Raw genomic sequence first — 13,199 nt, 5'->3', positions numbered from 1 at the left:
AAGGGAGCGTGCCCGGTGGCGGCTACTTACAGTTCTTCTCGGTCCAGTCCTGGATGGGCTTCATCAGTTCTTCAAACTGCCCGTCGCCGTATTTGCTGAAGTCCGAGCCCGCAGCCTCCGTGAAGGCCCGAAGTTTCTCGAAGGCCGGCTTCAGTTCTTCCGGCACTTTGCCCTCCATTTGGGACAACTCCTGTTTGGCCTTCTCGATGTCCTCGGGCGTGCCTCCAGCCATTGCCGCAAGCGGAAGGATGGTGACGCTCAGCATGGTGGCGCTTACCGAAAGACAGGCCTCAGACATAGAACCGAACTCGCCGTAGACACCACCGGTTCCCGTGGGCGCATCGGGGCTCGTGCTTGCATTGGGGCTCGCGGTTGCGTCAGGATTCGCGCTTGCGCCCATATCCGCGGCAGGCGCTTCCGACGACGACGCCGCACTGGGCGTGGACTGCGCAACAGGCGTCGGGAAAGAGCAGGCGCTGAGCGTCAGCATGACAATCAACAGGGCAGCCGATAGCAGGCGCCCGGACGTGGACAGGTGTGGGCGTTCGATCGTGACCATGGTTCCCCCAATAAGATGCATGCGATGACAAGCCGGCGAGGCAAGAATACGCCCGGGAACATTCGGAGACCATAGGCGGGTTATCCACAACCCCGAATTCCTGACTGGGACGCGGTTGTTCGACCCACCTAGACTGGCCGACACACCACCAAAACAGCTGCTGGGGAGCCTGTCATGCCACGCCACTCGTTCATGTCTTCATCTTTTGTTCGCGCCCGTCCAGCGGTTTTGGCTCTCGCTCTTGCGATGCTCTTGAGCGGCTGCCAGGGCGGCGCCACACCCAGCAGCTCACCTACGGAAACAAGCACGACGACGGCGCCGCCAGCCTCGAGCGCTTCAGTTCCCGAGGCTTCGGCTACTCCGCCAACGCCCGCCGTTTACAGGCCAGCTGATGCACAAGGGAAAGCACAGAACGTGCCCGTGCCTGTCATGCCCGAACTGGCAAAGGAGAACTCAAAGGCGGGGCTGGAGGCGTTTATCGGGTACTGGTACGCCACATACTCTTACGCGATTGAAACCGGCGATCTTGCTGCATGGGAGAAAATTACCGATACAACGATTCCAGTAGCGGTCGCCCACGAAAAGTCCGTGAATCTCAATCACATCGACGGCAGATGGATGGCTGGCGGCAGGCTGACAACCCCAGTAATTGAGGTCGCCTGGGATGATTCGGAGAGTACGACCTATTCAGCCAGGGTGCAGGTGATCCAGGAAGCAATCCAGTACTTCGATGCTGGTGGCGCCAAAGGCCAGGAGGACTCCGCCGCCACCAATACGGCCGACGCCGTCTTCGCTAAATATCTAGGTAACGCTTGGAAGGTCACCGACTATGGAACGATCGTGGGCTAGCCGTGCGGCATCTTATTCCTCGTTTTGGCATCCTGCTTCTCGCTTTGTTGCCCATCGCATTCGCACCGGCCGCCGCGAAAGCCGACGACACTCGCGTCAGCGCTGATCGGCATGGACGACAGATAGAGGTTGGAGCTACTTTCGTATTCAATCCAGAGACAGGTAAATCTGAACCGAAATCCGGCACCTCACCCGAGTCCGAGGATCCAAATCAGTACTTGGCTGATACCCACTGCCGTGCCGACGGACCCGACACCAAGGACCCGGGCTGCGACGCTCTAAACTGCCCGGCCACCACGCCCGCAGGTGAAGAAGGCACCCCAGTCATTTGGAAGGAGGCACCAAAGGCGATCACCAACCCCGGTTGGACAGACTGGATCCCGGTCAGCGGGCCCACATGCCTCTATGACGCCGAGCCCGAGAACGTCCTGGCCAACATCGCCGCGAGGATCCTCACCGACTTCCGACAACTTCCCGTCAACCCGGGAAACCTCGAAGCCCAGCCCTTCCCCCACACCCTCAAAGGCGGACCCACCAACTTCTACGCCACCACCGGCGAACAGGGCTTCGACGTCACCATCCTCGGCCAAACAGTCCACCTGACCGCCACACCCGCCAACTACACCTACACCTTCGGCGACGGCACCGTCCTCGGACCAACACCCGCCGCCGGATACTCCATCCCCGAAGCCGAATGGCTCAACAACGAGACACGCACCAGCCACACCTACACAGACACCGGCAACTACCAAGCCACCCTCACCACCAGCTTCACCGGCACCTACTCCGTCAACAACGGACCACCACTACCCATCAACGGAACCCTGGACATCACCACACCCGCCAAAACCATCCAAGTCTGGAAATCAGAAAAAGCACTCGTCGCCGACACCTGCCAGGAAAACCCCAACTCCTGGGGCTGCCCCGGCACAGGAATACAGTGACATTGAGCCCAGCGGTTCCTTCCCGCTCAAGCGGAGGTAGCGGGGTGCAGAAGAGGCAGCGATATCGGGCGGGCTGGTGGAAGCGGTTTGCCCAGCTCAGTCAAAGCTCGCCGGGCCATGGCGACGTCATTCACACATATTCCATCCACGCCAAGAGCGGCTGCTGCGCTAATCTCTTCGCCTGTCTCCAATGTCCACGGAAACACCTTCAGTCCGGCGGCATGCGCTATGGCGACCAAACCGGCGTCGAGCATTCCAACGGCTGGCGCAACGGCGGACGCTCCGGTGGCCAAGGCCGCGTCCACCAGGTCTTGAGCAGTCGACGGGTAGAGTCCGGGAGACCGGGACGGGGTTGCCCTGCTGAGCGCGACCAAAGGGACTCCCGGCAAGACGCCGGACATAGCCTTGATGATTTGGGGATCAAAGCTCCTGACCCGCAAAGCTTGTTCATCTTGATGAGCCGCCAAGACCTTGGACAGCGCCGTCACAATCCCAAGACCGTACTCGTCCCAAGCTGCCCCCTCAGTTTTGACCTCAATATCCAAAATGACGCCACTGGCATTGGCAAAACGCAGAAGAGCCAAGGTTTCAGAAAGTGATGGCACACGGGTTTCGATATCGACGTCGGTTGTCGTCGCGAGGTGCTTCTCTACTTTGGCTTCACGAAGCTTCTCAAGCCTGATGTCCCTATCATCGATAACCGCATCGTGGCGCAGCGCAAGCTGGCCATCAGAAGTGAGCCAGACGTCCACTTCAATGGCGTCGACGCCAAGGCGGAGCGCCTCGACGAAGCTCGCCAGGGTGTTGCCATGACGATCGGCCAATACGCCCCGATGTCCTTGAATCTCAATCACTTGTGCTCCCTACTCGGCTTCGTCAACGACGGAAACTTCAGTAACAGTGGAGAGCTGGGAGAGCCTGGCAACGATGTCCGATGCAGCCATGGTTCCTTCAATTTCCAGCTCAATTTCAACGAGATCAGCCACAGCGGTTTCCGAGCCTTGCATCAATCGGTCCATCACGCCCTTGGATTCTCCCGAACCCCGCATGGTGGCAAAGCCCTGAACGCGAAATCCTTGCTCGGTACATGTATGGAGAACATCCCTCAGGGCGCCGACCCCATCCACGTAGCTAACTCTGAGCAGCCACTGGCTCGGAAAGCCGAAGCGAAGTTTCCCGGTCACCACAGGGTAGACGTAGACGATGACAAAATGGGCTGCAGTAACGAACACTGCGGGCAACACCAAGCCAGCTCCCGCGGCAGTTCCGACAGCTGCAGTCACCCAAACGGAGGCGGCCGTGGTGAGGCCCCGCACCTGATTTCGCCTCACGAATACAAGCCCAGCCCCGATGAAACCTATGCCGGACACTACCTGTGCGGCCAGGCGGGAGGGATCCAGCCTCACCAAATCCACCGCCAGCACATCACTGAACCCGTATTTGCTGACCACCATGAACAGCGCCGCACCCAAACCCACCATGGCGTGTGTTCGCATACCCGCCGACTTGTTTTTGCTTTGACGTTCAAATCCGATGGCTGTCGACAATACAAGCGCCACGGCCAAAGCCAAGCACATATGCCACCACTGCGTATCAGCGCTGAAGATCACTTGATGCTCCTGTTCCTGTTACTCGGTAAGACCCCCTTCTTCTGTAGTCCAAGTGGAAGACCCAGTCCGATAGCGGATGTTCCAGGCAGAAGCTGTTCGAAAAGTAAACGCGGCGTGAGCCGGTCTGGCTGCAATGCTTCCAATGTGTGGACGTTCCAGTCAATGGATCTGCACGTTTGTGCAGATCTTCACCAAAGCTTTGTCAGAATGTAGCTACATGCTATTTTCAGCGCTCCCACGAGGGCAAAAACCCCACGCTGGCAACGGAAAAGGCGATATCCACAATTCCGAAAATGAGTCTTGTGATAGCTCTCGGAAGTGTGTAGGTTGAGAAATGACTTGAGGTTAGGTTGTCAGGTCAAATGTGAAACAAACGCTTTTCAGCAAGTGCTAAATCGCCCGGACAGCGATGACGAGGGGGTCAACGTGAGGGTTCTCTATGGGCAGATCAAACACACATGGCGCACCGGCCGCCGCCTCTACGGCGCCGGGTGGAATGCATGAACGGGTTCACCCGGAAAGCCACGGTGCTGAATCAAGCCGGGGGTCGGTCACCAGACCGCCAATAGCCGGCATCAAGAGGCGACGCTGGAATCGAAGAACGCAAAGGGACGCCTGGGTATTTGCTGCATTTGCGGCACCCAATGTCCTGCTCATCCTTCTATTCACTTACCGTCCGCTCATCACGAACATCTACTACTCCACTCTGGACTGGACCCTAGGGTCCGCCAGTGCCACTGCGGTGGGTTTAGGCAACTACGTGGAGTTCTTCACGTCTCCGGATGCTTCAAGCGTCTTGGGCGTCACCGCCGTATTTACCATCACGACTGTTGGTGGCGCCATGATTCTGGGTCTTCTGGTGGCGCTTGCGCTGAATCAGAGACTCAAGGGCAGGACCTTTGCAAGGGCTGTGGTCTTCGCCCCCTACGTCCTTTCAGGTGTGGGCGTCGGCTTGGTATGGCTGTTCATCTTCGATCCGACGTACGGCGTCCTTTCCTGGATCCTTCGCGGTGTGGGGCAGGCAAGTCCGCAATGGGTAAATGATCCGAAGCTTGCTCTTGTCATGGTCACCATCGTCTATGTCTGGAAAAACCTCGGCTACTGCGCTGTGGTCTATCTGGCCGGCCTGCAGTCCATTCCCCCGCAGCTCATGGAAGCAGCGGCCTTGGACGGTGCCAGCAATGTCCGGCGCTTCGTGTCGATTGTGGTTCCCCTGCTGTCCCCCACCACGTTCTTCCTCCTGATCACCTCATTACTAAGCTCCCTGCAGGCGTTCGACATCATTCGGATCATGACTCCGTCAGGCAACGGAACCAGCACTTTGATCTTCGATTCCTACCTTCAAGCGTTCGGTTCCTACAACCGGGCGGGATACTCGGCGGCTATCTCCGTTGTTTTGTTCGTGGGCCTGCTCATCATGACAGCCGTGCAGTTGCGGTTTGTGGAGCGAAAGGTTCACTACTCATGAGCACCGATACCACTGAAGCTCCTCCCACCCGCGACCGTCCGCTCTCCTGGCAAAACTTGGGCAGGACCATCGCGGGAGGTTACGTTCCGCTCATTCTGGCAACGCTCGTCGTTTTCGTTCCTCTCCTGTGGATGATGCTGTCGTCATTGAAGGCACCAGGGGAAATTGTCACAACAAACCTGACCCTGCTCCCAAAAGACCCGAACTTGCAGAATTATGCGGACGCAGCGTCCACCGTGCCGTTCGCCCGGTTCTTCCTCAACAGCGTCATCGTTACCGTTGTTGGGTCCACGATCAAATGCATCCTGGCCGTATTTACGGCCTATGCCCTGGTCTTTGTCCGATTCCCGTTCAAGAGGGTCATTTTCCTGCTGATCCTGGTGGCGCTGATGGTCCCACCGCAGGTTTCGGTTCTTCCCAACTATGTGTTGATAGCTGGAATGGGAGGCCTGAATACCTATTGGGGGATCATCCTTCCCGGCCTGGGAACCGCCTTCGGCACCTTCCTCCTGCGGCAGCACTTCCTTACCCTGCCGCAGGCAATCATGGAGTCAGCGGAAATCGACGGCGCGGGACACTGGCGAAAGCTCTGGAAGATTGTTGTGCCCGTGTCGGTGCCAAGCATCGCGACCGTTGCTTTGGTAACAATCGTTTCCGAGTGGAACGAGTACATCTGGCCGCTCATCGTCACGGACCATCCGGACATGATGACCCTTCCCGTCGGGCTGACGCAGCTGGTCAATAGTGATGGCAGCACGCAGAACTGGGGCATGCTCATGGCCGGCGCCGTGATCGTTCTCCTGCCGATTCTGGTCATCTTTGCTGCATTGCAGCGTTACATCGTCTCCGGCCTCACTCAAGGCTCAGTCACAGGCTGAAGCCCACCACTTCGAAGTTCTGCTCAATGCACTTCGACCACTAGAAAGGCAGCTTTTCCATGTCGATATCACTTACCCGAAAGCACTTCCTCGGTTTGGCCGGAGCCACTATCGGCGCCGCCGCTATGGCAGCGTGCGCAGGCCCCTCCACCGACGGTGCCGGCACGGCGCTCAAGACTCTCGCCCCGGACGAATGGTCCAAGATCAAGCCGGCCTCAAGTATTAGCTTTATGTCCAGCCACCCAGGGAAATCCCGGGACACGGAAATGAAGCTGATTGAAGCCTTCCAGTCAGCAAACCCGGGTATCACCGTCAACCTCATCACGGGCGGCTCAAACTACGAGGAAGTGGCACAAAAGTTCCAAACCGCCCAGGCAGGCAGTGAAGTACCGGACGTCGTTGTCGCTTCTGACGTGTGGTGGTTCCGGTACGCCGTCTCGGGGGCCATCCTGCCAATTGACGATCTCCTGAAAGCCGTCGGTGTGAGCACTTCCGACTACAACCCCGGCCTGATCGGCGATTACAAACACGCTAACCAGCAATGGGCCGTCCCGTATGCCCGCTCCACGCCGTTGTTCTACTTCAACAAGGACCACTTCAAGGCTGCCGGCGTTCCTGAACGCGCACCGGCAACCTGGGAGGAGTTCGCAGAGTGGGCGCCCAGGATAAAGGAGGCAAATTCGGCGGGTTCCGGATACCAGAATGCCTATCAATACCCGGCGATCGCGGGTTATGCCGGGTGGACCCTGCAGAACGTTCTCTGGGGACAAGGCGGCAGTTGGTCAAAGGAATGGGACATTACGGCTGATTCTGGGGCTTCCACCGCTGCAATGCAGTGGGTGCAGGATTCCATTGTGAAACATGGCTGGGCGGGAGTCTCGTCCAAGAACGCCATCACGGATCTGCAGGCAGGGGCGGTAAGTGCCACCATCAGCTCGTCCGCAGACCTGGCTGCCACCTTAAAGGCGGCGAAGGAAGCAAACATGAGGATCGGCGTCGGATTCTTGCCGGGAGGCTCCGCCGCGAGTACGCAAGTTTGCCCAACCGGCGGCTCAGGCTTGGTGGTGGCCAGCAAGACTTCTCCGGAACGTCAGCTGGCAGCCGCCAAATTTGTGACCTTTGTGACCAACGCGCACAGCACAACGGCTTTGTCTGCAGCTACCGGATACCTTCCGGTGGCTGCAGCAGCAGATATTTCGGCGATTGTTGCTCAGACACCGGAGTTCCAAACCGTGGTGGACCAGCTCAAGGTAACCAGGACCCAGGACTTCGCGCGAACGTTCCTCCCCGGCGGAGACCAGGAGTTGGCCAAGGCTGCTACCAAAATCATGAACGAAAAAGCGGATGTGAAATCGACTCTCACTGAGCTCAGAGGAACGTTGGAAGGTATCTACAACAAGGATGTGAAGCCCAAACTAAAGGCTTAGCATCGCGTGATGTACCGCGCGAGCGTCGCCGCCCCTAGGGTGTGCGACGCTCGCTTGGCGGAAGGAGAACCCCAATCCCTTGCCCCGGCACTCTAGCCGGTTAAGCCGCCATCTGCGCCAAGCAAACCTCAACAGCGTCGAGGCATTGCGTTACAGCAGCGCGGGGATTCAAGGCGTAGGAGCCGTCGCCAAAGAGTTCAAACGTTAGGGCTCCGCTGTAGTCCAGCTGGCTGAGTTCGCGCAGAATCTCATCCAGATCCAGAAAACCGTCGCCCCAAGCCAGGTGTCCAGTGGGAGCGCCGTCAACCAGGTGAACGTGTCGGATGCCCTCGCCGAAAGCCTTTGAATAGTCGCTGATGCTTTCTCCCGCTGCTGCCAGGGCAACAGTGTCAATCACCACCCCCAAAGTTGAGGATCCGACGTCGTCGAGCATTGAACGAAGCGAGCCGACGTCAGTGACGAGGTTCGACTCGACACGTTGAAGAGGCTCAAGGACGCAAGCTACACCAAGTTCGGCAGCCCGCCGAGTGATGGTTTGGAGGCCTTCCACGGAACGCACCCAAGCGCCCTCAACTGGTTCGTCCTCGTAGCCTCGTCCCGCAGTCAGGAACAAAAGCGGAGACTCCAGCTCGCTGCATACCTCCGCCGCACGTAAGAAGAATTGCAGGCTTTGATCTCGAAGCCATTCTTCCCCCGAAGCAATATTGACGGGATAAGCAACCTGCTCCGGGGTAAGGCAGGACACCGCCAGCCCCCGCTCCAGCAATTGCCCTTTCACCTCGCGCAGATGTGCTGAGTCAGCTTGGGGAATGTGAAGGTGCGGGGCGATACCCCACAGCTCCACCTTTGTCCTTCCCAGTTCTGCCATGTCATCGAGGCAGCGCTCAAGCGTGTGGTGCTGGTAGGCAAAGTTTGAGCCGCTGACCTGATCCAAGCCCAGTTTGCTCATGGCTACTTACCAACTCCATCGGCAAGTCCACGGATAAAGTACCGCTGCCCGGCGAAGAAGAGCACAATCACTGGGATTGCGGCGATGGCCATGCCCGCGAACACCACGGGGTAGTCCGTGCCGTGCTTGGACATAAGATTCGTCAGCCCAACCGGCAGGGTTTGCAACGCTCCCCCGCTGGTGAAGACCATGGCAAACAGGTACTCGTTCCACGTAAACAGGATGTTGAGGAGGACAGTCGAAACCAGGATCGGCTTGCACATGGGCAAGATGACCTGCCAGAACGCCCGGGCTTTGGAAGCGCCGTCCACTGATGCTGCCTCATCCACCTCTGCGGGCAGGTCCATCATGTAAGCCCGGATAAGGAACGTTGTGAACGGAACACGGAACGCCGTGTACAGAATCAGCAATGCCCAGAGATTGTTGTAGAGACCCAAGCTTTGGAACATCTTGACCAGCGGGATCAGGGCAACCGTGGGAGCAAGCATGAGGCCGCCAAGGATGAGGACGAGCACCACCCTGTTAAAGGGGATGTTCACCCTGGTCAGTCCATAGGCTGCCCAAGCACTGATGAATACAGTCGCAACGGTGGAAGCAACCGTGACCAAAACGCTGGTAGTCAGGTAGTCACCCACTCCCCGATTCCATGCAGTGACGTAGTTATCCCATTTCCAGGCAATGGGCAGGGCGAAGGGATTGGAGAACAGCTCGGAGTTGGACTTGACGCCGTTCAGCATCATCCAGACCAACGGATAAATAACGACGACGGCGAGGGCAACCAGGAACGCTTTGATCAGGACCCGTCCGAGTACCAGCAGTACAGCTGAGCGCGTCACCATTGGACCCTCCTTTTCTTGGAGATACGAAGCTGAATGACGGCCAGGACCAGCGTGATGATGAAGACAGCAGTGGCGACGGCGGCCGCGTAGCCAAAGTCGTTGCGAACGAATCCGCTTCTGTAGAGCCAGGTGCCGAGGACCTGGCTGGAATTGTTCGGTCCTCCGCTGGTCATCACCATGACCTCGTTGAACACTTGGAAGGCTCCGGACACCGTGACAATCATCATGAGGCCGGTCATTTCCCTGACGAGCGGCAAAGAAATCGAAAAGAATCGCTGGAAGGGACCAACGCCGTCGATGGACGCTGCTTCATACAGTTCGGAGGGGATCCGCTGGAGTGCCACCGAGAAGAGAAGCGTGCAGTACCCGAAGCCTTGCCACTGGCTCATGGCGATGATGGCAAAGATCGCCGTGTTTTCCTGGCCCAGCCATGCCTGAGTGAAGTTTTCGAGGCCCAGGAAGTCCAAGGACGCGTTCAGAATGCCCATCTCGGGTTCGTAGATGAAGTAGAACAAGAGACCAGCAACTGTCAGAGAGATCGCGGAGGGTACAAAGTAGACGGCTCGAAGGATTCCCCTCCAGCGTTGGCTTCGTAGTCCCTCGATCATCGCAGCGAGGATCATCGCCCCGAATACCTGGAATGCGATGGAGATGATCGCGTAGAGCGTGTTGTTAAGGAGTGACTTCCAGAAGATGGGGTCGTTGAACATGCGGACGTAATTGTCCGCTCCCACAAAGGTTTGGCGGCCACTGTAGATATCCCACTTGAGGAAACTGAAGCCAAGGTTCTGCACCAAGGGCAGGTAGGCGAACACACCCAGCAGCAGGACAGCCGGCAGCACCCACACAACGTTGCGCCAGCGACGTGTTCGGGCAGACTTGGCAGCCCGGTCTTTCGGGGACTTAGTGGAAACGGGCGCCGGTGGCGGGGCCGCCGGCTTCCAGGCAGTATCGGAAACGGTCATGGCTTCGCCTGCTACTTTGCTGCACTGGAAGCTGCTCGGACGGAGGCAAGAACCTGATCGGGGGTCTGAGTTCCGGCCACCAAGGCCTCCCCGCCGGCGAGCCAGGCATCAGCCACCGCGGGAACAGTTACGGAGTCCAGCCAGGTTATCGCCGCGGACGCTTCATTGACTTGCTTGATGCCCTCGATGACAGGTCCGGAAGAATTTTCAGTGGAAACTGCGCCCTTGACTGCGCTGGGCTGCCCATACGGCGGAGCGGAGAGTTTCGCAGCATTCTGGCTGTTGGTGGCAAACTTCATGAAATCTGCTGCCAGTGCGGCGTTCTTGGAACGCGCATTGATGATGTAGCCCTCGGGGGAACCTTCAATTGCTTTCGGATCGCCCTTGGCGTCTGTTGCCGCCGGAAGCTTGAAGATACCCAATCCATCCTGCTTGAGCTTTGACTCGGCAGATGCGGTGGAGTCGAACTCCAGGATCTCCTGGTAGTACATACCTGACTTCCCCTCAGCCAATGCCTGCTGCGCCGTGGTGTAGAGAACACCGTTGGAATCCTTGCCGCTGCCGGTGCACTCATTGACCAGGGTGGTGAACTGGTCCATGGCCTTGAGATAACCCTTGTCCTCAAGCTTGGCCGTTTCCGGGCTGAAGTCTGCTTGCAGCGTCTCGGCCGGCACCTCGTAGGCGAAGAGTTGCTGCAAGTAGTGCAGCCCCGGCCAGCCGTCCTTGTTACCGAACGAGATCGGCTCGTAGCCGGCTCCCTTGAGCACGGAGCACGACGAGATGAGTTCATCGAAGGTGGTTGGCGGTGTCAGGCCGAGTTCTTTGAAGATCCGCTGGTTGTAACCCATGAACTTGCCGTTGTTGTAGAGCGGGACCGCGAAGTACTTGCCGTCTTTGGCAAATGCTTTCAGAGCGGATTCGCCGAAGTTGTTCCCCCACTCTGTGCCGGGGGCAATGACCGGGGTCAGATCTGCCGCGAGTCCTCCATCGATGAAGTTGTTGGCCCAGCTGCCAGCCCAGGTGAAGTAGATGTCAGGCATGGCCTGGGACGCAGTCAGCGTCTTGGTCTTGTCCTTGATGCTCTGGTCCGTTTCCTGGATGAGATCGAAGGACACTTCCGGGTGCTGCTTCTTGTACTCCGCAGCCAAGTCCTCAAAGTACGGCTCCAGCGGGTCTCCGCCAAACTTCGTGAGGATGCTGAGGGTTCCTGTGTACTGTGGCTCAGCGTTGGGGTCCAGGACAGCAGCCGGTTGGCTACCGCCGTCGGAACAGCCGGTAAGCGCCAAAGCGGCGCCGGCCATCAATGCCATCAGTGATTGGGTGCTTTTACGCATCATGTCTTCTTTCGGTCGAAGGGCCGATCAGCCGGGGGCCACCCTATGGGAGTGGGAAGTCATGCCCGCCGTTGGGATGTGCTTCACGGAGACGGGCTGAAGGGGTAACTTCTGGGATGGGATTTGGGATGGAATTTGTGATACCGGTACCACAGTGAATCATGATTTGCGGCAGCGGGGAAGAGAGCTAGAGAAATTTACAGGGAGGAATTTCTAGTCGCTGCGGGCAGCCCGCACAGGGCCGTCCGAGGAGCGGGCGACGAGCAGGGAAGGCAGGACGTGTTTCTTCGGGGCAGACGTATCGCCGTCGATCCTGGCAATGAGCTGCTGGGAAGCAACGGCCCCCATCTGGCGCATGGGTTGCTGGATCATGGTCAGCGGCGGATCCATGACGGCCGCCCAAGGGCTGTCGTCGAACCCGATCAGGGAGACGTCCTTTGGCAGGCGCAGGTTTTTGGCGCGGAGCGAATACAATGCCCCAACCGTCGCCTCAGTCTCGGTAGTGAAAATGGCAGTTGGCGGGTCCGCCAAAGCCAGCATTCCACTGACAGCCCGCGTCGCCTGGCCCTCGTTCTTGAGGACGTGAGTGATGAGTGCAGTGTCAAAAGGGATACCGGCCTCTTCGAGCGCGTCGAGGTAACCCCTCAACCGTTCGCCATCACTCCAGAGGGCCTCATCCAGGATGCTGTGCATTTGTTTCAAGTCCGTCGCCGGGCTCAGGGTCACCGGCCCCCACGCGAACGCAATGCGCCGATGCCCGTTGTGAATGAGCGAGGCTACGGCCGATCGCGCAGCTTCCCGGTTGTCGATGACCACCGAATCCGTCTCCAGCTTGTCCACCAAACGGTCGATAAGCACTACAGGAGTTCCGCGGTCAATGGCATTGGACAGATGCGAGACGTCGTCGCTCCGGCCTGCCGCGGAGGCCACAACGAGGCCATCCACTTGCTTTGCCAGCAAGACAGCGATGGCATCGCGCTCCAGCTCAAGCTTCTCGTCAGTGCTCAGAATGATGGCGTCATAGCCGGCCGTTTTCGCCGTTTCCGAGATGCCTTTGAGCACGCCTGAGAAGAACGGGTTGGCCACGTCCGCCAGCACAATTCCAAGGGTTTTGGTGACCCCTGTGGTCATGCTTCGAGCCAGCGTGTTCGGTTGGTAGCCCAATTTCTCGGCGGCCCGCATCACCTTGGCACGCGTGGCTTCACTGACCGAACCATAGTTCCCAAGGGTTCGGGCAACCGTGGCCCTCCCCACTCCCGCAGCTGCTGCTACTTCGGTAATGGTGGGGGCAGCCGGGTGGTTCTGATGATCCGTCGCCATCCGGCCCCCTTCAGTTGTGGAATCCGCGTTTGCGGTTTCCGTCCGTTGATTTGTCTC

13 protein-coding genes are annotated in these 13,199 nt (G+C 58.5%); 5 read left to right on the top strand and 8 right to left on the bottom strand.

Annotation, left to right across the window (positions count from 1 at the left end; all coding sequences use genetic code 11):
• Positions 1-22: 22 nt before the first annotated feature.
• Complete coding sequence (locus ACNAOT_RS02525; RefSeq protein ID WP_420179904.1) at positions 23-559, bottom strand: hypothetical protein; 537 nt, start codon at positions 557-559, stop codon at positions 23-25.
• A 429-nt stretch (positions 560-988) separates the two neighbouring features.
• Here ACNAOT_RS02525 and ACNAOT_RS02520 point away from each other — a divergent pair, with 429 nt between their 5' ends.
• Both ACNAOT_RS02520 and ACNAOT_RS02515 read left to right on the top strand, forming a co-directional pair.
• Positions 989-1,408 (top strand): DUF6318 family protein, encoded by a 420-nt coding sequence (locus ACNAOT_RS02520; RefSeq protein WP_420179903.1) that lies wholly within the window; start codon positions 989-991, stop codon positions 1,406-1,408.
• 218 nt (positions 1,409-1,626) lie between these two features.
• Positions 1,627-2,352 carry a PKD domain-containing protein gene (locus ACNAOT_RS02515; protein WP_420179902.1) on the top strand — a complete coding sequence of 242 codons (726 nt, stop codon included), beginning with the start codon at positions 1,627-1,629 and terminating at the stop codon, positions 2,350-2,352.
• Between the two features lie 26 nt (positions 2,353-2,378).
• On the opposite strand, the gene ACNAOT_RS02510 is transcribed toward ACNAOT_RS02515, so the two are convergent.
• Both ACNAOT_RS02510 and ACNAOT_RS02505 read right to left on the bottom strand, forming a co-directional pair.
• On the bottom strand, positions 2,379-3,206 hold the full coding sequence (locus ACNAOT_RS02510) for a glycerophosphodiester phosphodiesterase (RefSeq protein ID WP_420179901.1): 828 nt from the start codon (positions 3,204-3,206) through the stop codon (positions 2,379-2,381).
• A gap of 9 nt (positions 3,207-3,215) precedes the next feature.
• On the bottom strand, positions 3,216-3,929 hold the full coding sequence (locus ACNAOT_RS02505) for an MgtC/SapB family protein (protein ID WP_420181108.1): 714 nt from the start codon (positions 3,927-3,929) through the stop codon (positions 3,216-3,218).
• A 472-nt stretch (positions 3,930-4,401) separates the two neighbouring features.
• Here ACNAOT_RS02505 and ACNAOT_RS02500 point away from each other — a divergent pair, with 472 nt between their 5' ends.
• From ACNAOT_RS02500 to ACNAOT_RS02490, 3 genes are read left to right on the top strand one after another with little or no spacing between them, the layout of a single operon-like run.
• Positions 4,402-5,430, top strand: a complete 1,029-nt coding sequence (locus ACNAOT_RS02500) for a carbohydrate ABC transporter permease (protein ID WP_420179900.1) — start codon at positions 4,402-4,404, stop codon at positions 5,428-5,430.
• On the top strand, positions 5,427-6,308 hold the full coding sequence (locus ACNAOT_RS02495; protein WP_091464863.1) for a carbohydrate ABC transporter permease: 882 nt from the start codon (positions 5,427-5,429) through the stop codon (positions 6,306-6,308). The genes ACNAOT_RS02500 and ACNAOT_RS02495 overlap by 4 nt, the downstream gene beginning before the upstream one ends.
• 59 nt (positions 6,309-6,367) lie before the next feature.
• Positions 6,368-7,735, top strand: a complete 1,368-nt coding sequence (locus ACNAOT_RS02490; protein ID WP_420179899.1) for an ABC transporter substrate-binding protein — start codon at positions 6,368-6,370, stop codon at positions 7,733-7,735.
• 100 nt (positions 7,736-7,835) lie between these two features.
• Here ACNAOT_RS02490 and ACNAOT_RS02485 read toward each other — a convergent pair whose 3' ends face one another.
• The 5 genes from ACNAOT_RS02485 to ACNAOT_RS02465 form a co-directional block, all read right to left on the bottom strand.
• Entirely contained in the window at positions 7,836-8,684 is an 849-nt protein-coding gene (locus ACNAOT_RS02485) for a sugar phosphate isomerase/epimerase family protein (RefSeq protein ID WP_420179898.1), read from the bottom strand.
• Positions 8,685-8,686: 2 nt separating this feature from the next.
• Positions 8,687-9,523 carry a carbohydrate ABC transporter permease gene (locus ACNAOT_RS02480; protein WP_017199573.1) on the bottom strand — a complete coding sequence of 279 codons (837 nt, stop codon included), beginning with the start codon at positions 9,521-9,523 and terminating at the stop codon, positions 8,687-8,689.
• Positions 9,517-10,488 (bottom strand): carbohydrate ABC transporter permease, encoded by a 972-nt coding sequence (locus ACNAOT_RS02475; protein ID WP_420179897.1) that lies wholly within the window; start codon positions 10,486-10,488, stop codon positions 9,517-9,519. Before ACNAOT_RS02475 ends, ACNAOT_RS02480 begins: the two co-directional genes overlap by 7 nt.
• A gap of 11 nt (positions 10,489-10,499) precedes the next feature.
• Positions 10,500-11,822 carry an ABC transporter substrate-binding protein gene (locus tag ACNAOT_RS02470; protein WP_091467455.1) on the bottom strand — a complete coding sequence of 441 codons (1,323 nt, stop codon included), beginning with the start codon at positions 11,820-11,822 and terminating at the stop codon, positions 10,500-10,502.
• Positions 11,823-12,035: 213 nt separating this feature from the next.
• Positions 12,036-13,142 (bottom strand): LacI family DNA-binding transcriptional regulator, encoded by a 1,107-nt coding sequence (locus ACNAOT_RS02465; RefSeq protein ID WP_420179896.1) that lies wholly within the window; start codon positions 13,140-13,142, stop codon positions 12,036-12,038.
• Positions 13,143-13,199: the final 57 nt, after the last annotated feature.

Source organism: Paenarthrobacter sp. TA1.8 (assembly GCF_048595705.1).
Classification (GTDB): Bacteria; Actinomycetota; Actinomycetes; order Actinomycetales; family Micrococcaceae; genus Arthrobacter; species Arthrobacter nitroguajacolicus.
Note: the sequence above shows the minus strand (reverse complement) of the source record. Positions and strands in the feature narration are given on the sequence as shown.